The sequence below is a fragment of the Chryseobacterium sp. GTID13 genome (assembly GCF_056172655.1).
The window spans coordinates 460,552-483,084 of record NZ_JAOCMB010000005.1 but is presented as its reverse complement, the minus strand read 5'-3'; the positions used below and the strand labels follow the sequence as shown (position 1 = coordinate 483,084).

At 36.6% G+C, this 22,533-nt stretch carries 29 protein-coding genes; 11 read left to right on the top strand and 18 right to left on the bottom strand.

All coding sequences use genetic code 11. From position 1 onward, the window contains the following. Window positions 1–281 precede the first annotated feature (281 nt). The 8 genes from N4G44_RS08230 to N4G44_RS08195 form a co-directional block, all read right to left on the bottom strand. Window positions 282–755 (bottom strand): hypothetical protein, encoded by a 474-nt coding sequence (locus N4G44_RS08230; RefSeq protein WP_474925889.1) that lies wholly within the window; start codon window positions 753–755, stop codon window positions 282–284. Window positions 756–870: 115 nt separating this feature from the next. Further along, window positions 871–1,977 (bottom strand): DNA polymerase III subunit gamma/tau, encoded by a 1,107-nt coding sequence (dnaX, locus tag N4G44_RS08225; RefSeq protein ID WP_474925888.1) that lies wholly within the window; start codon window positions 1,975–1,977, stop codon window positions 871–873. A gap of 99 nt (window positions 1,978–2,076) precedes the next feature. Then, window positions 2,077–2,718: a TetR/AcrR family transcriptional regulator gene (locus N4G44_RS08220; protein WP_474925887.1), complete on the bottom strand. Its 642-nt coding sequence runs from the start codon at window positions 2,716–2,718 to the stop codon at window positions 2,077–2,079. 6 nt (window positions 2,719–2,724) lie between these two features. Further along, window positions 2,725–3,591, bottom strand: a complete 867-nt coding sequence (locus N4G44_RS08215) for an aminotransferase class I/II-fold pyridoxal phosphate-dependent enzyme (protein ID WP_474928306.1) — start codon at window positions 3,589–3,591, stop codon at window positions 2,725–2,727. Further along, window positions 3,543–3,980: a hypothetical protein gene (locus tag N4G44_RS08210; RefSeq protein ID WP_474925886.1), complete on the bottom strand. Its 438-nt coding sequence runs from the start codon at window positions 3,978–3,980 to the stop codon at window positions 3,543–3,545. The genes N4G44_RS08215 and N4G44_RS08210 overlap by 49 nt, the downstream gene beginning before the upstream one ends. Before the next feature lie 380 nt (window positions 3,981–4,360). After that, window positions 4,361–4,543, bottom strand: a complete 183-nt coding sequence (locus N4G44_RS08205; protein ID WP_474925884.1) for a helix-turn-helix domain-containing protein — start codon at window positions 4,541–4,543, stop codon at window positions 4,361–4,363. Further along, window positions 4,498–4,719, bottom strand: a complete 222-nt coding sequence (locus N4G44_RS08200; protein WP_474925882.1) for a hypothetical protein — start codon at window positions 4,717–4,719, stop codon at window positions 4,498–4,500. The genes N4G44_RS08205 and N4G44_RS08200 overlap by 46 nt, the downstream gene beginning before the upstream one ends. 95 nt (window positions 4,720–4,814) lie before the next feature. Continuing rightward, entirely contained in the window at window positions 4,815–5,558 is a 744-nt protein-coding gene (locus N4G44_RS08195) for a helix-turn-helix transcriptional regulator (protein ID WP_474925879.1), read from the bottom strand. An 81-nt stretch (window positions 5,559–5,639) separates the two neighbouring features. Between N4G44_RS08195 and N4G44_RS08190 the strand changes: the two genes are divergently transcribed. The 5 genes from N4G44_RS08190 (at window position 5,640) to N4G44_RS08170 (ending at window position 9,502) form a co-directional block, all read left to right on the top strand. Continuing rightward, on the top strand, window positions 5,640–6,287 hold the full coding sequence (locus tag N4G44_RS08190; RefSeq protein ID WP_474925876.1) for a DUF1349 domain-containing protein: 648 nt from the start codon (window positions 5,640–5,642) through the stop codon (window positions 6,285–6,287). A gap of 498 nt (window positions 6,288–6,785) precedes the next feature. Next, on the top strand, window positions 6,786–6,950 hold the full coding sequence (locus N4G44_RS08185) for a hypothetical protein (RefSeq protein ID WP_474925874.1): 165 nt from the start codon (window positions 6,786–6,788) through the stop codon (window positions 6,948–6,950). A gap of 10 nt (window positions 6,951–6,960) precedes the next feature. Next, a complete protein-coding gene (locus N4G44_RS08180) occupies window positions 6,961–7,572 on the top strand; it encodes a response regulator (RefSeq protein ID WP_474925872.1) in 612 nt (203 codons plus the stop codon). Between the two features lie 108 nt (window positions 7,573–7,680). Continuing rightward, a complete protein-coding gene (locus tag N4G44_RS08175; protein ID WP_474925870.1) occupies window positions 7,681–8,670 on the top strand; it encodes an MFS transporter in 990 nt (329 codons plus the stop codon). A gap of 415 nt (window positions 8,671–9,085) precedes the next feature. Next, on the top strand, window positions 9,086–9,502 hold the full coding sequence (locus tag N4G44_RS08170) for a hypothetical protein (RefSeq protein WP_474925869.1): 417 nt from the start codon (window positions 9,086–9,088) through the stop codon (window positions 9,500–9,502). Between the two features lie 84 nt (window positions 9,503–9,586). Here N4G44_RS08170 and N4G44_RS08165 read toward each other — a convergent pair whose 3' ends face one another. From N4G44_RS08165 to N4G44_RS08120, 10 genes are all read right to left on the bottom strand, one after another. Beyond that, on the bottom strand, window positions 9,587–10,102 hold the full coding sequence (locus tag N4G44_RS08165) for a thermonuclease family protein (protein ID WP_474925867.1): 516 nt from the start codon (window positions 10,100–10,102) through the stop codon (window positions 9,587–9,589). 1,174 nt (window positions 10,103–11,276) lie between these two features. Next, a complete protein-coding gene (locus tag N4G44_RS08160) occupies window positions 11,277–11,930 on the bottom strand; it encodes a LuxR C-terminal-related transcriptional regulator (RefSeq protein ID WP_474925864.1) in 654 nt (217 codons plus the stop codon). 2 nt (window positions 11,931–11,932) lie between these two features. After that, on the bottom strand, window positions 11,933–12,925 hold the full coding sequence (locus tag N4G44_RS08155) for a sensor histidine kinase (RefSeq protein ID WP_474925863.1): 993 nt from the start codon (window positions 12,923–12,925) through the stop codon (window positions 11,933–11,935). Further along, window positions 12,898–13,122 (bottom strand): hypothetical protein, encoded by a 225-nt coding sequence (locus tag N4G44_RS08150; protein WP_474925861.1) that lies wholly within the window; start codon window positions 13,120–13,122, stop codon window positions 12,898–12,900. Before N4G44_RS08150 ends, N4G44_RS08155 begins: the two co-directional genes overlap by 28 nt. Window positions 13,123–13,298: 176 nt before the next feature. After that, window positions 13,299–13,562, bottom strand: a complete 264-nt coding sequence (locus N4G44_RS08145; RefSeq protein ID WP_474925859.1) for a CHASE3 domain-containing protein — start codon at window positions 13,560–13,562, stop codon at window positions 13,299–13,301. A gap of 1,105 nt (window positions 13,563–14,667) precedes the next feature. Next, entirely contained in the window at window positions 14,668–14,967 is a 300-nt protein-coding gene (locus N4G44_RS08140; protein ID WP_474925856.1) for a DoxX family protein, read from the bottom strand. A gap of 89 nt (window positions 14,968–15,056) precedes the next feature. Continuing rightward, window positions 15,057–15,812: an SDR family oxidoreductase gene (locus N4G44_RS08135; RefSeq protein WP_474925854.1), complete on the bottom strand. Its 756-nt coding sequence runs from the start codon at window positions 15,810–15,812 to the stop codon at window positions 15,057–15,059. Between the two features lie 300 nt (window positions 15,813–16,112). Further along, window positions 16,113–16,493, bottom strand: coding sequence for a VOC family protein (locus N4G44_RS08130; RefSeq protein WP_474925853.1), 381 nt, complete (start codon window positions 16,491–16,493; stop codon window positions 16,113–16,115). Window positions 16,494–16,538: 45 nt separating this feature from the next. Next, on the bottom strand, window positions 16,539–17,132 hold the full coding sequence (locus tag N4G44_RS08125; protein WP_474925851.1) for a dihydrofolate reductase family protein: 594 nt from the start codon (window positions 17,130–17,132) through the stop codon (window positions 16,539–16,541). Between the two features lie 53 nt (window positions 17,133–17,185). Next, window positions 17,186–18,061, bottom strand: coding sequence for an alpha/beta fold hydrolase (locus tag N4G44_RS08120; protein WP_474925848.1), 876 nt, complete (start codon window positions 18,059–18,061; stop codon window positions 17,186–17,188). A 260-nt stretch (window positions 18,062–18,321) separates the two neighbouring features. On the opposite strand from N4G44_RS08120, the gene N4G44_RS08115 reads away from it, so the two are divergent. The 6 genes from N4G44_RS08115 (at window position 18,322) to N4G44_RS08090 (ending at window position 22,516) form a co-directional block, all read left to right on the top strand. Next, window positions 18,322–18,492 carry a bacteriocin-like protein gene (locus N4G44_RS08115; protein ID WP_474928305.1) on the top strand — a complete coding sequence of 57 codons (171 nt, stop codon included), beginning with the start codon at window positions 18,322–18,324 and terminating at the stop codon, window positions 18,490–18,492. A gap of 30 nt (window positions 18,493–18,522) precedes the next feature. Beyond that, a complete protein-coding gene (locus tag N4G44_RS08110; RefSeq protein WP_474925847.1) occupies window positions 18,523–18,669 on the top strand; it encodes a bacteriocin-like protein in 147 nt (48 codons plus the stop codon). A gap of 231 nt (window positions 18,670–18,900) precedes the next feature. Further along, the gene (locus tag N4G44_RS08105) at window positions 18,901–20,172 is read left to right on the top strand and encodes a two-component regulator propeller domain-containing protein (protein WP_474925845.1); all 1,272 of its coding nucleotides are present in this window, start codon (window positions 18,901–18,903) and stop codon (window positions 20,170–20,172) included. Continuing rightward, window positions 20,139–20,642, top strand: a complete 504-nt coding sequence (locus tag N4G44_RS08100; RefSeq protein ID WP_474925844.1) for a hypothetical protein — start codon at window positions 20,139–20,141, stop codon at window positions 20,640–20,642. The genes N4G44_RS08105 and N4G44_RS08100 overlap by 34 nt, the downstream gene beginning before the upstream one ends. 212 nt (window positions 20,643–20,854) lie before the next feature. Next, entirely contained in the window at window positions 20,855–21,862 is a 1,008-nt protein-coding gene (locus tag N4G44_RS08095) for a sensor histidine kinase (RefSeq protein WP_474925842.1), read from the top strand. 39 nt (window positions 21,863–21,901) lie between these two features. Further along, window positions 21,902–22,516, top strand: coding sequence for a response regulator transcription factor (locus N4G44_RS08090; RefSeq protein WP_474925841.1), 615 nt, complete (start codon window positions 21,902–21,904; stop codon window positions 22,514–22,516). Window positions 22,517–22,533: the final 17 nt, after the last annotated feature.

Here is a 22,533-nt window from a genome sequence, read left to right as displayed (position 1 = left end):
TTTTTTGGAAAGAAATTCAGTTAGCAGTACCAATAAAATCGATAATACGTTCTGAAATTTCTATAATAGAAAGCAGAAAAACTAAAATAACCGCTAAAGAAATCAGCGGGTACAAAATGAAACAGAGATGGGATTAGTGATTTTTCCACTGGATTCTGAAACTTCTGTTGTTTAGTTTAATCTTATTTGTTTTTGTCAAAAACTTATTTTTTGCAAAAATCTTTGACAAAGATATAAAAAAACTTATTCTGACAAAATAAAATTGTGATAAATACAATAAGTTAAGTCAAATCGAATTTCATCAGATCATCCAGATCTTTTAAAAGGGGATTTTTTTCGATAAATTTTTCGAATACTTTTCTTTTGGTAAGCACTTCAATTTTAAGGTTATCGAAATCACGCTGGTAATCGACCACAATAGCATGATTGTGGACTTTTGTTTTGAAGTGATTAAAGAATTCTCCTGAAATTTTATCAAACTCAACCTTAGCCGAATCGGAAGGATACAAGACTTTAATAGTATTTTCTCCCGTCTTTACCAGCTTGAATGTTTTAACCGCATTAAAGATAAAGCTGTTTCTGGTCTGAAGCTGTTTGAGCATCAGGTTCCATTCCATCTGCAGATCAGTTTCTGTAAAATGGTTCTGGGGAAGGTTTTCTGTTTTTACAGCTACGATTTCTTCTTTCTCTTCTTTTTCTTCTTTATTTAGAAAAGAATTGATGCTGAAACCTGAAGAAATTCCCTGTCTGGACAAGGGTTTGGTAGTTTTTACTGATGTTTCAGCAACAGTTTCGGGCTGAAGCGCAGGTTTTACTTCTGGTGCTTCTTTCTTCTCAGGAGATTTTTCAGGGATTTTTACTTCCTGTTTCTCACTGAGGAACGGAGCCAGTATTAGGAACTTTTTTTTTAGTATCGCCTGGATTAGCTGTCAGGGAAGACAGCTGCATCAGTGCAATTTCTACTGTAAGTCTTGGATTTTTGGAGTTTTTGTAATTGATGTCCGCATGGTTGCAGATTTCTATCCCATCGATCAGTTGCTGAGGGCTCCATTTCTGGCTTTGCTCTACAAATTTCACTTTGGTCCTTTCCCCTACTTCAATAAGCTCGATTGTCCTGGCATTCTGTGCCATCATCAGATCTCTGAAATGGTTTCCTAAGCCGGCAATAAAGATATGGGGATCGAAACCTTTTTTCACAATTTCGTTAAAAGCAAAAAGCACTTCAGGGATTTTATTTTCTTTGGCGAGATCCACTATATTAAGGTACTGATCGTAATCAAGGATATTGAGTACTTCAGCAGCTTTGGCCAATGTGATGTTCTTCTGGGAAAATGTAGAAAGCCTGTCAAAGATAGAAAGGGCATCTCTTAAGGCACCATCCGCTTTCTGGGCAATCAGATACAGGGCATCATCCTCATACTGAATACTTTCTTTCTGTGCGATATTGCGTAGGTGTCCCTGTATATCTTCGATCGTGATCCTCTTGAAATCATAGATTTGACATCTGGATAAGATGGTAGGGATTATTTTGTGCTTCTCGGTGGTCGCCAAGATAAAAATAGCGTGGGCAGGCGGTTCCTCAAGGGTTTTAAGGAATGCATTGAAGGCCGCGGAAGACAGCATGTGCACCTCATCGATAATATAAACTTTATATTTACCTACCTGAGGCGCAAAGCGAACCTGATCTATCAGTTCCCTGATGTCATCCACGGAATTATTGGACGCCGCATCCAGTTCATAGATGTTATAGGCAAAGCCGTCTTCTGAAACAGAACCGTCCTTTTCATTGATCTTCCTGGCCAGGATTCTGGCACAAGTGGTTTTTCCCACTCCCCTAGGACCGCAGAAAAGTAAGGCCTGAGCCAATTGATTTTCTCCAATAGCATGTTCTAAGGTATCTGTAATATGGGATTGCCCTACTACAGTGTCAAACTGCTGAGGACGGTATTTTCTTGCAGATACGATAAAATTTTCCATTGGTCAAAAATAAGAAATATAGTTTTAATCTGAAAATTAAAAGTTTTCAAATGTCAACAAAAAAATATATTTCGGGTTAAATTGGAAATCTTTTAATGGTTAATCTTTTGCTTTTTTTGTTTTGTAGTAATAGTCTATAATCTCAACGATTACTTTCTGCACTTCAGCTCTTCCTTCTTCGGTTCTCATATCGATACCACAGAATTCGGTTCCATTGTATGCCGGGAACAGGTTCAGGTAGTAAACACCTGCTGCAATCAGTGCCAGCATGGCTCTAACGTTTGTGGCATTTTCTCCAAAGTAAGGATCGGTTACGTTTTCAAACAGGTTAGCCGCTACATCCTCTCTTTGCTTCAATATATTTTTAAGTATCGGCTTGCTTTCCGAAAGCTCCCAAAGAATAATTTTCTGTAACTCCTTATTTTTCTTCAGGCTTTCAAACTGCATAAGAATTCCTTGGGTTAAGGCTTCCTTACCTTTACCTACCTGTATTTCTTCTTCAATATCGGGGCTGAATTTACTCCAGTAATCCTGAGATCTTATATATTCGTCAATAAGTTTGTCGGTACTTCCAAAGTACTCATAAATAAGCTTTTTGTCGAAACCGGCTACTGCTGCAATCTTACTTACTTTCAGACCGGAGTATCCTTTAACTCTCAAAATTTTACCAACTGCTGCGAGCAGCTTCTGCTTTGTTTTTTCTTTGTCCCTGATGGGGCCTTGCACTACTTTTCTGGGCATAATTTATTATTTTTTTGCAATATGCAATTTTTTATTTATATCATCAAAAACATTAAGTGTTTTATCTAGATGTTCTTTCTCGTGACGGGCTGTTACTGTCATTCTTATACGGGCATCTTTTCTGGCTACGGCGGGGTACATAATAGGATTGGTATACACTCCTGCCTCAAGCAGTATTCTTCCGATATCCCACATTTTATTCTGGTCTCCTATTTTCACCGGAATGATGGCTGAGCAGGTGATTCCTGTGTCCAGACCTAAATCATTAAGGCCTTTCTTGAAATAATTGATATTATCCCATAGCTTATCTTTCCAGAATGGCTCTTCATCAATAAGATCAATTGCCTTTAAGATTCCGAAGGAAGAAGGTGGTGGTGTTACTGAGAAAATATGCTGCCTGGACTGGAACTTAAGGAATGATGCTATTTTTTTGTTAGCAATGGTATATCCTCCCAGGTTGCCAAAGGTCTTGCTGGATGTTCCTGTTATAAAATCTACCTTATCCAGTAAACCGTCGTCCTCAAGGGCTCCTCTTCCGGTTTTTCCCATAACTCCAACGCCGTGGGCATCATCTACCATGAGATAGGCATTATATTTTTTTACAAGAGCATATATTTCTTTAGTGCGCGAAGTATCCCCTTCCTGAGAGTATACTCCATCTACAATAACAAGCTTTGTACGGTACGTATCTTCACATACTTTCAAAATGTGTTCCAAAGCTTCCAAATTATTGTGCGGAAATGTTTTTTTATTGGTAAAAGCACATCCTTCGTGTACGCTGGCATGCACGCCCATGTCCAGAATGGCAATATCTTCTTTCTGCATTAAGATCTGTAAAGTGGCACTGTTAGCTGCATAGCCGGTAGTAAACAGTACAACCTCATCTTCATTTCTTCCAAAAAATCTGCAATCTTTTTTTCTATGGCATTATGGTAATCAAAATATCCGCCGATCAAAGGCGACGCTCCTGTACCTGTTCCATATTTCTCAATTCCTTCAATAGCCGCCTGTTTTACTTTAGGATGTTGTGTAAATCCTAAATAATCGCTGGAAACGAAGCTTATATATTCATTATTTTGGTTGGCTATATCTATATTGAGTGTTGCGTTGCTTCCTGAAGTATTTTTCAGTCTGTAATTCATATGTCCTCTGGATTTCATATGATCCAGAAATTCGTAAAAATAATCTGCTCTCTGAGCAATATCATAATCAGGGATATTCTCAAAATCTTTAAATGTTGCTGTTGTAAAATCAATGGTCATCCTTAATGTTGTTAGTTGTTAAATGTTAGTTGTTTAAGTAACAAATATATGATTATTAGAGACCGTAAAATCTATCTGTTGTATTAAAATATTATCATGTGGTATCATATGTACACGAGTTATGATCTGATAATCAAATAGCTTTACTGATCTTATATCTGTTATGTTTTGTTTTATTTATCTGAATCTAAATTTAACAAAAAAGCAACAACAATAAACCACTATTAATAAATAAATCACAAAAAAAAGACAAATGTTTCACAATTGCCTCATTTCTAAAATCTTATTCCCATTTAGGGTATCCGGATACAAAAATATCCGGAAGAATTGGTGCATTGAAGAAGCTTCATGAGTATTTTTTCAACGGTCAGAAAGGTTCTTTATGGAGTACGTCTACTGTTCTTCCTGAATTGCCCGGGTGTAGTTCCCGTCATTTTTTTAAAGAATTTTGAAAAGTTGGAGGGGTCGTAGGTGAACATTCTTGCAATTTCTGCAATGGAAGCTTCTGAATCTGTAATTATGTCTTTAGCCTTATCAATAATTTTTCCGTCATAAAAAAGCAAGGGTGCTGCCCGGTCTCTTTTTTCACAGTATCTGTAAGGTGTTTATGGGAAACGGCAAGCTGCCCTGCAATCTCATTCAGCTCCATAAATTCGGGAACAGCTCCGGTGATCACCTCATGAATATGCTTTTCAAGAAAATTAAAATACTGTCTGGTGATTTCTTCACTTCTTTTCATTTTTCATCAATATTTATAGAAAGATTTTAATCTATAAAATTAAAGATAAGAATAAAAAAAACATGGTGAACTTTTCAGCATCAGGATGGAAGCGATTAATAGAAACTATCTTTAAACGCCTGAACAGAATTTTTAACTTTCAGTTTTTCAAGAATATTCTGGCGGTGCCTGCTTACCGTATTAATGCTTATTGATAAAAATCCTGCTATTTCCTTACTGGCATATCCTTCTCCTATATATTTCAAAATTTCCAATTCTCTCTTTGAAAGGATATTCTGGTAATTCAGCCTGTCTTTTACAACAATCTCTCCTTTAGCCATATTGACAATCATAAAACCTGAATCGGGAGACAATGCCCCATCCAGGACCAGCTGATAAAGACACAATGCAAATCTCAGCTTCCCGTTATCGGGTGAATAAATATAGAACATACGGTGTTTTACGAGTCTATATTCGTTATTTTCATCTTTCATCCTTATTGTTGAAAGAACAGAATAGTCCGTTCTTAGGTCCGGATCCATAGTCTCCATCATTTCATAAAACCTCAGTTCATGAATGTATTTTTTAACCCTGTCGTCCGGATGGATCTTTTTAATAATCTCTTCTTCCCAGATGGAATCGATTTCCGATGGATTTTCTTTCATGCTTAAACCCAATGCAATTGCCGCTTTGGATTTGTACACATAGCTTTTATCAGCCTGCATATCGCTTAGAACAGAGATTGCCCCTTCCATCTCTGCATACATTGACGCTCTCTGCCTGTACACTTCGGTATCAAGCTTACATTTCCGGGACGATTTATCCAGAAGTCTGCTGTTCAGTTTTTCTATGATCTCCATAAATGGTTATTTATCAGTATTGATGCAGTATGGGTTAAATTATACTTTTGCTAAAATAATAATTTACCACCATTAAAGAGGATGAAGAGACTGATTTTAAGTTTATGTGCAGTATTTATGGTTCAGAAAACGTTTGCACAGACTTTGGAAAAAATGAACTGGTTTAATGAACCGGAGCAATGGGAAATCAAAAACAACAGGCTGTCCATGACCGTCACTCCTCAAAGTGATTACTGGAGAATTTCCCACTATGGATTTACGGTAGATGATGCTCCTTTTTATTATACAACCTATGGCGGGGAATTTGAGGCAAAGGTGAAGATCAGCGGAAATTACAAAACCAGGTTTGACCAGATGGGGATTATGCTGAGAACGGATAAAGAAAATTACATCAAGGCAGGTATAGAGTTCGTAGACGGAAAATATAATCTGAGTACCGTGGTTACTCATGGAACAAGTGACTGGAGCGTTATTGCACTGGAAAAAATCCCTTCTGCAGTTTGGATTAAGGCGGTAAGAAGACTTGATGCCGTGGAAATATTTTATTCTTTTGATGATCAGAATTACATCATGATGCGCAACGCTTATCTACAGGACAACACGCCTGTAATGGTAGGCTTAATGGCTGCCTGTCCGGACGGTAATGGCTTTACAGCAGTTTTCGAAGGCTTCAAAGTAAAGCATCTCCCTGACCAGCGCAGACTGAAATGGCTAGAAAACAACAAATAGCGATTGAATTTACATTCGATATACAGTCAATTTTTATTCACCTCCCTTTTCCGGGAGGTTTTTTCTGTTTAACGGGGTAAATTTCATATCAAAATCTAGTCATTATAATGATTAATGTGTACAAAATCACTAATTTTACGGCTTAAAACAAAATTTGTTTAATTACAAGACACAAAAACACGTAAAATGTTGAATGAAAAATGGATTCAGTATTCCCCGCTTAAAAAACTTCGGCTTGTATAATGACTATTATTAATCATTTTCCGTACTAATCAAACGGAAAGCATAGATCATTGATGTATTTATGAAAGCCCGGACATTGTTTTTTGTAATTTTGTTTCCGAACATTTACAAACAGCGTCATCTTTTTGCATTTTATAATATTAGCAACGGATCTCTACAAGAAAAGGTAAGAACCGTCGTTAAGCTACGTCATGATCCTCTGCCAGGCTTTAACAAAAAAAACTAACAATAATAACCGCCGATACGGGAAAAGAAATGTCTGCTGAAAAGACTCATGAGTATATCAGCCTGCCTCACCATCCAGAGTTTGAAAATCCTGATTTTAAAAGGAAAAACCATGGAGCCGGCTATTCGTCCTTTCACATCAGATTCAGGCAAAACCGTCCCGAAAAAACTATCGCTGAAACACCTCTTATTTAAACCTATTTATATGAATGAAAGAATCTTAATTGCTGATGATCACTATGTAGTAAGAGCAGGAACTGCTTTGGTACTAGAGTCTGTTTATCCAAAAACCAATATAGATTTTGCAGAGAATTATGACCAGGTAAAGGAGCATATATCCAATCATGATTATGACCTCCTCCTTCTTGATATTGACATGCCCGGAACACAGTACAAGAAAATGGTCTCTGAACTTAAAGGCATTCAGAAAAACCTGAAAATCCTTGTTTTTTCAGGACATGGTAAAGATGTAGCCATACAGTATATCCGGGAAGGCGCCGAGGGCTATCTTAATAAGCAGAGCAGCAAAGAACAGATCAGGGAAGCAGTAAAATCCGTCATTCAGAAAGGGTACTACTATCCCAGTGAACTGATCGGGCTTATCGTTCAGAACAAAAAAAGCAATCCTTCAGAAAAGCTATCTACCCGGGAATATGAAATTTTTCAGCTGCTGGCCAAAGGATCGGGAAACCTGGAAATCGGCAATAAGCTGGACATCCAGATGTCTACCGTGAGTACTTATAAAAAAAGGATCTTTAAAAAACTGAATGTATCCAATATCGCAGAGCTGATCAAGGTGTACGAAACGATGCATTAAGAAAAACTACTGTTTAAGTGATGATTAAGATATTTTTACCATTCAAAAATATAAGGTAATTTTCCGGACTTAAGTTTTGATAAAAAGTACGGATTGCAAATATACAACATGAATTTAACTGAAAAAGCGGATAAAGGAAGCCGGCGTTTCCGGTATATAAAGCTTTGTATTTTCTTTTCAGGGCTTTCTGTCTTTGCCCAGCTTTATCTTTTTCAGCCTATACTCCCCACCGTCTCTGAATATTTCAGAACAACCGCCGGCGACAGCTCTCTTCTGGTATCTTCTTCCACTATCGGGATGGCCATCGGACTGCTGTTTTTTGCTTTTAAGGCTGACAGTTATTCCAGGAAGGGCCTGATGACTTTTTCACTGGTTTCTTCTGCAGTACTTACTATTGTTTCGGCGTGGATGCCGAGTCTCAGCCTGCTTATTGCAACGGGTATTTTAAAAGGCTTTGTGGTATCCGGCGTTTCTGCAATAGCTCTCGCCTACCTTACTGAAGAAGTACATACTTCTGTGGTTGGGCTTGCCATCAGCATGTATCTTAGCGGCAACACCATCGGGGGCATGAGCGGAAGAATAATGGCTACCATCCTGGCGGGTGAACTGGGCTGGCGGAATGCTGTTCTTATGATAGGTATAGAAAGCCTCATACTGGGTCTTATTTTCTGGAAACTGTTTCCGGAATCCAGATTTTTTAATCCTCAGGAAACGGATTACTCCCTGAAGGTAAAGCAGATGAAAAAATTTCTTACGGATTCTTATATGCTGCGTTTGTATTGCATTGCTGCTTTGCTGATGGGCTCATTTGTCAGTGTATACAATTATTTATCTTTCAGGCTGGAAGCTGCCCCGTTTTCTTTAAGCCACTTTGTAATTGCCTTTATCTTTTTAATGTATATTTTCGGGGTATTCGGGACCATGATCACGAGCAGACTTTCCAAAAGGTTCAGCAGCCAGCTTATATTGAAAGCTTCGGTTTTGTTTATGCTTGCAGGCACTGCGCTGCTGATGTCGGAAAATATTTATATTATTATTTTCGGTCTTGGCTTGTTTACCCTTTCTTTTTTGCGGCCCATACTATGGCCAGCCAGATGACTGCGCTTCATGCGAGGCAGGGAAAGTCTTCTGCAACTTCTATTTACTGGCTTTTTTATTATTTCGGATCTAGTATTCTCGGAACCGGCACTGGATATATCCTCCATGCAACTTCATGGAATGCCTTTATTATTTTACTTCTCTTTTCTGTAGGAATTTCCTTTTTACTTGCCTCAAAGAACAAAAATTAGGATTGTTAAATGTCTTTAACAAAAAACAGATACCACATAGATACCACGTTGAATTTCTTAAAATTCATGAATTTAACAAATCAGATGGATAATTTTAACATAAAATTAATTATTGATATCAAAAATCAATAAAATTCCAAAAACTTATAAATATTACGGACATGCAGGGCATAGTATTTGCAAGTAATTTAAGAACTATCACACCTTTCTAAACTCACAATATTATGAATGCAGCAGATCTTAAAATCAAAAACTTAGTTGAATACAAAAACCAAATTTACACCATCACTGAAATATTTCAGGGTAAAAGTCAAGATTACTTTGTAAAAATAGAAAACGACAGTCAAAGGATTTCGGTACCGGCAGAGGCTATCAAGCCGATTCAGATCACGGAAGAATGGCTTGAAAAACTTGGCTTTTTACGAACGTACAGTTCAGAACAAAGAATCCGGTATGAAAGACCTGAAACATTTATTAAATACGATATTGACCTGAGTTCAAAAAAGATCCTTGAAGGGCTGAAAATATATGGCAATTCCATCAGATGCAAGTATATTCATGAGTTTCAGAATATCTTTTCGTGTCTGTTCGGAAAAGAGCCTTCAACTTCTAATTTTGGACTATTGAAAACCGAGTCCTAGTTATTATTCTTGTTTATTATTTATAAAGAAACCGCTGTAAAAACAGCGGTTTTGATTTTTATACAGCTTGTACTTTTTCGCATTCTACTTTTGTACCTGCTGACCCAATTGGCTTTGAAGTCTTTTCATTCTGGCATTTTCACGCTGCTGTTTCCGGAAATCCCAGGGAGAAACCGCTTTTTTATCCTGCCACAAGCCCAGCCCTTTAATTCTGGCAGCTTCCTGCATTTCTCCTAAGTCTGTATTTTTAGAATAGGAATAATACCACCAGCCGTATCCGGCCTTTATAATTTCTGCTGAAAGATATTTTCCATTGTCATAGTACACTTTGGCTACCGAACGCCCGTAACGGTCTTTATCGGTTTCTGTGAACGTGATCTGCCTGGCAAAAACCTGATCGGAGGTAAACTTTTTAGCATTTTTACCGAACGGCTGCCTGTTTTCCGGGCAATCTACTTCTGCCAGCCGGAGCTTTTTCTGTACATTTCCGTCCAATAAAACGGTAATGGTATCTCCGTCTGAAACTCCAATTACTTTAGCCGTTGTCTGTGAGAAAAATAAAATGGGAAAACATAATAAAGCGGTAAGAAGCATTTTCATGGTGCGAAATTATGTATTTATTTCGAAAACCTGCTGCCAGCCTGGATTTTTTATTCATTTGCCGGCCAGAAAATCAAGGTTATGATTCCTTGAAATAAAAAAGGAGGCTGGCGCCTCCTTCTTTCCGTATAAAATGATCTGTAAGATCAGGTTGACTTCTTTATATCAATTTGTGTTTTTAGAATAATTTTTTTCCAAGAAGTTCTTTTAAGATCATCTATACTCTTTATTTTCATCATTTGTGTTTTGTAAAATTCATCATTTGTAATCAATCAGGAAATATTTTTAATGAATAAACCTTTTCTATTTGATTAATTTCACTGCGACAAAGTAACGACATTATGAGATAAAGTTTATTATAATCTGAATCGATATATGTCGATAACGATTAAGATATTTATCACAGGAAAGGTTTAAAGGAACAGCTGTTATTTCGGAACGGCAGAATAAATTTCACCTAATAAAAAAAGGAGGCTAAAGCCTCCCTTTTTATTGTACAAATGATCTACAAAGACCAAGTTAACTTCTCTATATTAATTTGTGTTTTTTTAATAATTTTTTCAAGAAGCTACTTTTTAAGATCATGTATACACTTATATAGATCTCATCATTTTGTGTGTCATAAAATTCACCATCCGGAATAAAAACCAAAAAATATTTCCCATGAATAAAACTCTTTCAGACGGCTCCTTTTATTGAGACAAAGTAACAACATTATATGATAAGGTTCCTCATGAACAGCGTCGATATATATCGATAAGGATGTAGATATTTATCTACTAACCGAGATATTAAACCAGCTATTTAGTAAAATCTATTCCCGGTTTCAGATCGTATTAAAATAAAAAGGAGGCTAAAGCCTCCCTTTTTTACTGTATAAAAATGACCTACAAAGACCAAGTTAACTTCTCTATATTAATTTGTGTTTTTTTAATAATTTGCTTTCGAGAAGTTCTTTTGAGATCATGCATACACTTATATTTATTTCATCATCTTTGTGTGTTATAAAATTAACCAGTCCAGATCCGAAGTGTTTCAGTTGATTAATTTTATTAATACAAAGTAACAACATTACATGATAAGGTTCCTAACAAATCACGTCGATATATATCGATAAAGCCATCGATATTTATCGAAAAAACTTCGGTTTAAAAGAAATAAGGATGATAAAACGCTATATTTTGTGATGAGTATTGATAAGATCGATCAGCTCGACAAGATTTTCAATTTTTAATTTATCAAAAATATTTTTCTTGATCGTACTTACAGTGTTCTGCTTGATATCCAGGTGATTTGCAATTTCCAGATTTCCGTGCCCTTCTGCGTACATTTCTGCAATCTGCAGCTCCCTTTTGGTTAAACGGCTGAGAGGGTTAATGAGATCCGGATTCTGAACCAGCTGCAGCATTAAGTTCCTCGAGAGCGGGGAAAAATATTCGCCTTTGTGTACAATATCTGAAATTGCCTGTCTTATTTCTGTCTCCTCACTCAATTTACTTACATATCCACTGACTCCGGCTTTGATGAATTTAAGCACATGCAGTTCTTCTTCAAGACCCGTGAATACCAATATTTTAATATCAGGATTGGCCATTTTCATCAGGGGTACAATATGCAGGCTGTTGCCATCAGGAAAATGAGCGTCGATAACGGCTACTTCTACTCCGTTCGCTTTTATCATCTCCACGATCTGCTGTGAAGAGGAGGTTTGATAAATTTTTGAATTCGGAACAACTTCATCGACCAGGATCGCCATTCCCTGACGTACGATGCTATGATCATCCGCTAAAAGAAATACGATCTCATTATTTTCAATTGGTTCTTCCATTATTATTTACTTAAATTTAAATTAATTCTGAATGTTACTTTTGTTCCTTTGTGAAGCTTGCTTGAAACAGAGATATCCCCGTTGAAAAGCTCTATAATTTCTTTGCAAAGGTTCAGACCCAATCCTGCTCCAAAATTATCTATCTTATCAGAAATCATGCCTTGATAATACGGTTCGAAGATTTTTTCAAGATCAGACTCGGAAATCCCTACCCCTGTATCACCTATCGTAGTGATGAGAGAAATAGTATTTTCATCTATTTTCTCAGTAGCCATGGTAAGATCAATCTGTCCGTTTTCCGTGAATTTATTGGCATTTCCCAGAATATTCATGAAGATCTGGTTAATTTTGATGTAGTCCGAATTGACAATCAGATTTTCAGGAATTCTGTCGGTTACCAGAAACTTATTATTTCTTGTTTCTATATAAGGCGTAATGGCTTTGACAATAGAATTAATTTCATCTTTAAGATTAAAAACGGTCTTGACCAGTTTTTTTTCTGTTTCCTGGTTTTTGGTGTACTCAAGAATCTGGGTAGACTGTATAAGCAGGGTGTTGTTGGTAAATTTTATTGATTTAAGGTAATCTTTTGTGGTCTCATCTGCTGTGGTCCTGTTGATTTTGTCAATGAAAATATTGACGATCTTCAGAGGCGACATCAGTTCGTGGCTCAGCATACCAAGAATTCTGTTTTTGAAGTTAAGACTCTTTTTAATTTCTTTATTCGCCGCATTGAGTTTCATTTCATAAATGAATGCGATTCTCGTTAAATACATGATCAGGATAGACACTACAAACATCAGGATCATCAGTCCAAGTACAAGGTAAGTTCTGATTCTGTTGTTATTGGAGCTCTGTTCGTTGTATTCTTTCTCGAGTTCGGATTTAAAATCTTTAATGGCTTTTTCGTACACATTAATCAGCCTGTTACTGTAAACCAACAGCTTAGTGAAATTGCCGTAAAACCTTAGACTTTCCCGCTGGTTCGCAGCCATGGATTTCTGATTCCGGACACTAGAGAGCTGGATTTTTTGACTTCAGTAGTATAATACCTGTTCATGGATTTTGCCAGGCTATCCATTCTCAACTTTACTTTCGAAAGATTGGCCGGCTTTTTATTGGTCATGGTAATGACGGTACTCTCCTTCTGAACATTTACCTTACCTGAAATAGCATCTCTCAGACGCCCCATGAGTCCTTTCTTTTTGATGGTATCAGAATAGGTCTGCGTCTGTATATTCAGATCTTCAAAATTATCATTATTCTTATAGCTTTCCAGCTCATACTGCTGATTCTGGACTTCCTGTACTGGTGGTTTCGAGGAGGTCTGGTATACGGAATCTATGATGGTTTTCAGCTTGACGATTTTTACAGTATCTTTTTTTGCTGGGCGAGCCTGTTTTTCAATCCGGGATTTATATTGCCATAATCGTTTATTTTTTCGAAATTGGCATTAAGCTTCCTGAGTGACTGGAAATACAATTTCAAGTCCTTATCGTCCTGGCTGATCATGTATTTCTGGAGGTAATTCTGCGCATCCATGAAATCCTTCCTAGAGTTATCAGTCAATCCTCCCAATACTCTGCTTTCTTCCAGTTGACTTTTAATAAACTTGAGTTTCTTTTCATTCACAAATTCATTATAAAAGAATATAGCTATAATAACCTGTATCAATAGTATACACACGATCAATGAGTAATGAACGACTTTCCTCAGTTTAAAATTTAAGAATTTATATTTCATATCTGCTTCTCAGCTAATTTAATTTTCTGATTATTTAAGTTTTCCGGGTATTAGTTTTTTTAACGGTACAATAGTATGCTAAAGTCTTAACCGTTACAGCGTTTTATTTTGTTACAAAGTTAAAGTAATTTTTGTCTATTTATATTAGTAAATACGTGTTGAATAAAGGGGAATTCATTTACTTAAAATTACAAAAAATTAACAAAACTCCGGGATTATACTCAGTATAAGTATTTTTTTCTATACAAACATAGATATTGAAAATAATAATTGTTAGTTATTCCTAAGTTCATAATTTCCTTTTAATAAAAAATCATACCATTTTTTTGTCTATCCTAAAATTGAACAGGATTTTATTAAGTCCTCAAACAAAACACAGCTCCTCATTAAAAGCCTGAAAATATATCAATTACACTATTTTATATCTATTTTTTGTATAATACCACATACCTTGTGTATAGCATTCAAATAATTTTATATTCCTAGATCATAATTCAATATTTTGAGAATTAATATTTTTATCACATATTTACATAAAATTCAATTATAAGATAATAATCACATACATAATATATTATTTATTAAATATAAGATTAAAACTCTATAATATTAAATAAAACATCAAAAAATAATAACCTGAAAGCCATTTATTATGATACCCACTTCTATCAGACATAATTTTTATAATTTTTTTTAATCGACCTGATCTTTTGGGATTAAAACAACAATAGAATCTTCTGCAGATGGACTACTGGCATATTAGCATTATCTTAAAATTTTTATTACTAATCCATACTAGTCTATGGGCAGACCAAATCTGGCCTGCCCATAGACATCAATAACATTTATATAACCGGAACAGACACACTAGAAATGAATTATCCGGAAAAATTCTAATATTTGGGAAGCAATAAATCATTGGCTGTTGCCGACTTATCCTTTCATTAAGCACTTTTCAAAGGATATTGCAGGTAAATAACCACCAGATTCAGGACTAAAAAGGAAGCTCAATAAGAACTCCTTTGAGATCCCTATCCAAGAGATGAAGGCAAATGATGAGTAATATACCCGCTGCCATCAGAAAGTTGCCCCAGACAAAAGTTTTGGGAAACAGGATCAGCAAAGCTGCAATGATGGTGACACTGCCATTTATTGTTAATGCTGTTTTGTTAAATCCCCATTTACCGAACATCTCTATCATTTCAGGTTTGCCCGCAATCATTGCATAGCCTTGCTTAACACCCATGTATACAGCAAAAAGAATCAGTATTGAATTAATTATCCTGATGATCATGATTTCATGTTAAAAGTTGAAATGGATAACGGATTTTATTAAAAATCACATTATCCATTCAATGGTTATATATTTTTTTAATAATTAATTTACCTTGTAGTATATCCTCCGTTGGCAAAAATGGTCTGCCCGGTGATCCACCATCCGTCAGTTACCAAAAACTCCACTAAAGGTGCAATATCCTTGATATCAGTAAGTCCGCCTAATGCCGATGCAGATTTATGATAAGCTACAGCATCAGAAGTTTCCTGGCCGTAAAAGAAAGGCGTATCCATAGGACCCGGAGCTACAGCTGTCACAGAAATTCCCCTTTCCCCGAACTCTTTGGAAGCAGCTCTTGTAAAATGCTCTACCGGAGCTTTGGCCCCTGCATAAGTTGAATACAAGCCTGTATATGCAGCCAATAGAGAAGTAACAATAGTACAAATTTTGCCGTGGTCATTCACTTTTTTGCCGGCTTCCTGAAGGAAGAAATAGGCCGATTTTGAATTAACCCCGAACATGGTATCATACTCAGCTTCAGTGGTTTCAACGAATGGCTTTTTCAGTACCATACCGACCGTATTAATGGCAATATCAATACCTCCAAAAGTTTTTACCGCCTCATCAAAAAACTTCGTAATGTTTTCTACCTGGGTAAGGTCTCCCTGAAACAGGAATGCTTCAGCGCCTAATGCTTTTACCTCAGCCAAGGTTTTTTCGCTTTCCTCTTTTGAGCTTTCACTGTTGTAATGAATGGCAAGTTTTGCTCCTTTCGCTGCAAAATCCCTGCTTAACAGTCCTCCGAGGTTTTTACCGCCTCCCGCTATAAGTACCACTTTTCCATTTAAATCATTTCTTGACATAAGAATGTTTTTTTAATTGTTTTAATAGCACAAATATGGGGACTCAATAATTTTAAATCATGGTGAACCTTTCGGAAGTTGTATGTAATTCCGAATTTCTTTTGTTTATTAATGACTGAACTGCCTTTTGACCAGACAGATAAGTTTTTTTAAGGCTTTTTCCTATATTTATTACTCTAGGATCAATATTGATGAGTATAAATGCAGTATCGAGGGTTCTGCACCCATAAGCCTTTAAACAAATACATATTATTTCTTGCTTCCATACGGGAAATAGAGAAAACTTATCCCAAAAACTTCTTATAATATACTCTTTTGCGTTTGCTGTAAATTAAAAACCGTCCCTGCAGGATCTGTAATCCAGTGCATATTTTCAGGAAGCTCCTCAATTTCGTCGCAGGTTTCCACACCGTTCGATTGTAAATATGCTGTCGCTTCTTCAACGTCGGGAACGGTAAGCTGCAACCACGTTTCAGAATGGGTATAGTTATCCACACAATCCAGCCATATAATATTGCTCCCGAATTTCACCTCATGAGTTCTCGAAACCGTCGGATTGGCAATCGGTTTCTCTTCAACCTTCAGCTTCAGGACATCCCTGTAAAAAGCAACGGTTTTTTCATACTTATTTTTCGGAATTTTTATGGCGATATTAATTCCTGCTTCAAATTTTGTATTCATAGTATAGTTTTAGGTTGGGTAAAACGGCTGACCGGATAAAATCTTTTACAGTTCAATATCTCCTGTTATAATCTCACCGGAGCGTTTGTAGTTGGCTAAAATAACTCCTTTTGAAGTCACATGGCTCTCTGCCAGGACAAAGGCAGCCGGAAGAGCATTATTGTCAATCCATTTTTTACCTTCACCGAGGATCAAAGGGTAAATTTTAAGCCGGATTTCATCTACAAGATCATGTTCCAGCAACAGATGAACAAGCTCACTGCTGCCCCAGACCTGAATATCGGCACCTTCAGTTTGCTTAAGCTTCTGTATATCTGTCAGGTTTTTAAGGAAAACAGTATTTTCCCAATCTGTTTTTTCCTTCGTTTGAGACAGGACATATTTGGTCCCTTCGTTGACGGCAGGCCAAAAATTGGCATGTTGCGGCCAGTAAGATTCAAAAATATCAAATGTTTTCCGGCCCAAAAGATAGTCAGCAGGTTTCATTTCTTCCTGCATGATCTGTCCAAAAATTTCATCTCCATACGATACTGTCCAGCCTCCATATTTAAAGTCTCCGGATGTATCTTCTCCAGGACCGCCCGGTGCCTGCATAACGCCATCCATTGTAATCATTGATAAAACGGTTATTTTTCTCATATTCTCCTGTTTTATGGGGTTAAAATAAAGTCTGACTCCTTGTTAATTTAGAATTACTTCAAAAAATTGTTTAAATAGTTCAGGATCGTGTCGGTTTGCATCATCAGACTCACATGACTCTGCCCCGGAACAATTGCCAACTGGGACTTCGGCATAGGCGCCAGATCGGCAGAAATACCTCCTCCCAGTAATGTATAGGTTTTTGCAAGCTCTACTTTATCAAGCCCGTCATTGTCTCCGGATATGATCAGGACAGGTGCGGAAATTTTGGAAATATTGGAATCTCCCAGGTCAAACGGTTGCCCGGCAGTGGCAATCATCTGCTCCAAAAATGGCGTCCATTTTGTTTTATCAGGTGCCACCGCATCGTAGGCGGTATGCATTGGGCTGTTCGTAAAAAGTTCCGGCTTCATCGATTTAAATGCACTGCTTACCTGCGGTATCCATCCTGTACTTTTATAGGCTGCGGAAATAATCACCAGCTTATTTAATTTTCCGGGATTCTGTATGGCAAACTGATAAGCTATTGCTCCGCCAAAGCTGTACCCTACTACATCTGCCTTATCAATTTTCAGATAATCCATCACTCCTGCCACATCACTGGCTAAAGTGGTATGTGATAATTTCCTTTCAGAAAACGGCGTATGGCCATGCCCCTGTAATTCGACGGCAATAACTTTTCTGTTTTTTGACAGTTCCGGGATCAGCTGCCCCCAATTCGTATCGATCGTCATAAAAGCTCCATGCAGCAAAACAACAGGCTTGCCTTTGCCATACACTTCATAATACATTTTAATGCCGTTAACAGGTGCATAACCGCTTTCCGAGGGTTTTAGTTTTTGTCCGTACACTTGTTGTGACCCTGCAAGCATAATGATGACCATCATCATCAGCTTAAAAAACCGTTTGGATTTTAATACATTTTCCATATTATTTTAGATTTTGGTTAATTAAAAAACTTTGAATCAAATTTAACCAGTCATTGTGAAAGGTAACTTGCCACAGGACAAGATTTTATACATCCCGGAAATTATTTTTTACAGATCTGTTTAAAAAAACTTTTTTAAAATTTTTACAAGCATATATCGGTTGATATCTGCAGGTTTGAAGCAAAATATCAGCGAATACACATCTACTCAAGTTAAATATTTTTTCAGAATAACACATGGTAATTGACTAAAATTTATTAATTTCGAAGAGAACTAAACTCTATTATTATGAAAAATTTAAAAAAATCAACAGACAGGAAATGAAAGCAATTAAAGGCGGGATCAACTGTACAGGCGGCCAATTATGCTTAATCAACGGAAAATGGGAATGCAGACCATACGATGGATGTGGTGGCGGAAACCAGCCTTAATTTCTAAAATTTAACCCAATTACTATTATTATGAAAAATTTTAAGAAAATTTCAAGAGACCAGTTGAAGAGTATAAACGGCAGTGCACTCAGCTGCTCTGAAGCATGCTGCCCACCTCCGGGAATAAAAAGATGCCCTTGGGTAATCTGTGTAGCCCCGTGTGATATATTAAGCTAGACAATAGATCATCAGAAATAATAACCTTAGATTTTTAATCTAAGGTTTTTTTATGGAAAGTAATAAAAAAAGTAAGGAGTAACTCAGTAAAAAAGAAATATTAAGCCAAGTTTAACAACTTTCTATCAATAATAATGATTTTTATTCAAAAATTTTACAATAAAAAGTTTCCCAAAGCATTTAATATTATGTATTCCGCAATATCTTTGTACCAGGCTAATAATATGATCTGTGCAAAAGTATATCTCCTCCGTTTTCATCTTTATCTTTTCCATTATTTACAGTCAACAATATAATATTCAGTTATATAATACTGACAACGGCCTCCCGCAGAACAGTGTAAAGGATATCATACAGGACAAATACGGCTTCATATGGCTGACAACCGAAAACGGAATTGTAAGGTATGATGGAATGAAGTTTGTGGTTTATAAAAACTTTCCGCTAAACAACCAAAGGGTTACATTTTTCTACGGTTATCCTGAAAAAGACAGCATTTTTACCACAGGAGATTCCGGGAAAATCTTACTTATCAACAAAAGGTCTCCAAACGTCACAAAAACTTCAAAAAGAAATATCGATTTTATATCCAGGGACAACGTCAATTACTTTTTATACTGTTCTAATTATATCTATACCACATCTCCCGGTATAAACCTTTATTTTCCCTGTCAGGAAGGCATTTATTTTATAAGGGAAAATTCTATTAAATACATCAATAATCTTTCTAAAGCAGAAGAAAATCTGAATATAAAAGCAAAATATAAAAATATTGCCAGAATATTCGTGATCGATAAGTCTGTGTTCTTTATTGATTATCAGTCAAAAAATATTCAGAAAATTGAAAGGGGAAAAATCGTTAGCTCTTATAATGAACCGCTATTAACCGATGCTAAAAGCAAAATTTACTGGAGCAGAGTCAATAACCAGGTTTTTATATTAAACGGAAACAGCATTTACCGGTGCGAGTATAAAGACAACCGGTTCAAAGTATCAAAACTTGTGCAGCTCACTGATATTACTAAAAATATCATCAGCATGTATTATGACAAAACTTATAAAAAGCTTTATCTGGGAAGCAGCACTTATGGACTGCAGATCATCAGCTTTACAGACTTTACCACTGTCCGGAGACCTCCTTCTAAGCCTGAATCTGTTTTTTATGCTACTTTACCATACGGTAGCTCATCTGTAATCAATACTTTCGGAGAGGTATACAACCGAAACGGACTTGTAGAAGATAAGCACTTCAAAAGCATTGTTCCATTCTTTTTGGCTTATGATCAGGAAGATAACATTATTGCCCGCAAAGCAACTGACCTGCTGCTGTATCAGAAAAAGAAAGCTTATGCAAAAATGATTTCCAAACGGAATATTATTTTAATAGACTTTTTTTCGATGCAAAAAGGTACTATACTTTTGAAGCTCTTGAAAAAACGGACGGAACCATTGGATACAAAGGGGTTCTTATGGTATACAATGACCTTTCGTTCAAAACATTAAAGAAAAGATTTTCCTTTAATGACGAACCTACCAAATTCCTGAAATTTGATAAAGATCATCTGCTGGCCGGCACAACGCAAGGTTTATACAAAATCTCATTAAAGACGAATAAAATAATCAAATTAAATCCGAATACCGGATTATCTATCCGCAACATCATACAATCCAGAGATGGCAATTTCTGGATCACCACTTCAGGGAAGGGATTTTATCTGCTGAAAAACGACCACCTCATCAAGATGCCTTATGATTCGGACAATAATATTTCCTCTTCCCATACTATCTTGGAGGATCGGAACGGATTTTTTGGGTTTCCACCAACAACGGGCTTTACAAGGTTTCGGAAAGCCAGCTGCTCCGGTATGTTCATGATAGAAAATTTAAAATTAATTATTATCGGTTCTCAAAAGAATCGGGTTTCAATACCAATGAATTCAACGGAGGCAGTAATAATTGCGGCAACAGGCTGACAAACGGTGAATTTGTACTTCCTTCTCTGGATGGCCTGGTTTTCTTTAATCCGGCAAAGGTAAAAAGCTATTATCCCAGGGATGTTTATATAGAAAGAGCTGTTATAGATAATAAAGAGCAGCATTTCCAGAAGACACTCAATGTAAAACCGGAATCCAACCGTATTGATATTTTCATTGACGTTCCCTATTATTCAGATCCCGACAATCTGGTGATAGAAGCAAAACTGAACGGAACGTCCGGTAGCATTTGGGAGCCTGTAGGAAAAGACGGAAAATTCTCCATTTCAAATCTTAGCTATGGAAACCATTCTTTTGTAGTAAGAATGCTGGTTTCCGACAAGGGAGAATACATTTACAGAAAAATAAACATCATTATTCCACCTTATTTTTATCAGACTGTATGGTTCAAGATATTTATTTCATCCCTTATATTGCTCTTTTTATACTTTCTGGTAAAATGGAGGCTGCATGTTCTGAAAAAGAAAAACCACGAACTGGAAGAAATCATAAGCTCCCGTACCAAAAGCCTTTCTGATACTGTTGAAAAGCTCGAAGTCACCAAAATAAAACTTCATAAAGAAATTGAGCAGCAAAAGAAACTTATCGGAACTATTACCCATGATATCACAACCCCTGTAAAATTCATCGCCCTCACAGCAAAAGAAGCTCTGAATCAAAATGAACTGAGCAGCCAGCAAAGTGGAAAGATCCTGAGTTCTATCTACAAATCCTCGGATCAGCTGTATAATTTCACCATTACTTTAAAAGAATATGCGGATATCTATACCCATCACCGTTCCGATAAAAGGGAACTTTATTCTTTATATAATCTGATAGAAGAAAAAAGGATTCTTTTTAATGCCATCGCAGAAAACCACAACACAAACATTATCAACAAAGTAGACGAAAAATTAATGGTATGGATCAGCAAAAATATATTGGCTGCCATTGTCCATAACCTGCTGGATAATTCCGTAAAATTCACAAAAAACGGAACGATAACAATAGAAAGCGGCACCGACAAAGACCTTATTACCCTGCTGATAACCGACACCGGTATTGGAATGGATGAAAAGAAAATAGAATATTACACAAAGCTTCAGGACAATATTGAAAACGAAAAGTTATTACTCCAAAAATACGGAATGGGGCTTCACCTCGTCCTTCAGCTGCTTCAGATGATCGAAGGCAGAATTGCTTTCAAAAAAATACAGTAAAAGGAACCTCATTCCAACTCATTTTAACCAATAAAAAATATGATTAAGAATATCCTCATTGCCGATGATCACGAGATCGTTTTAGTAGGCACAAGTATGATTCTGGAATCCAAAATCCAGGATGTGGTGATAGACCAGGCCGAAGATTACCCGGAAGCTTTGGAAAAAATATCAAAGCAGAAATACGATCTTGTGATCCTGGACATCAATATGCCGGAAAGCAAAAACAAAAAAATGATCACCGAAATTAAAGCGCTGGATCCCGACATAAAAATCCTGATATTTTCGGCTTATGAAGAAGAAGTAGCCGTACAGTACATAAAAGCAGGTGCCAACGGGTACATCAGCAAACTCAGCAAATCTGAGGAAATATCAGATGCCGTCAACAAAATATTTTCTGATGGTTTTTATTATCCGTCATCCATTGTACAGCAGCTCCTCCAACAGTCTCCATTGGATGCTATAAAAAATTTATCCGCAAGGGAATATGAAATTTTCATCCTGATGGTCCACGGTAACGGTAATCTGGAAATCTCCAATAAAATGGGGATTCAGATGCCAACGATCAGCACCTATAAAAAAAGAATCCATAACAAGCTCAAAACCAAAAATTTAGCAGATCTCATTAAATTACACCAAACCTATATTACCTGATTTTTGCAAACCACCCA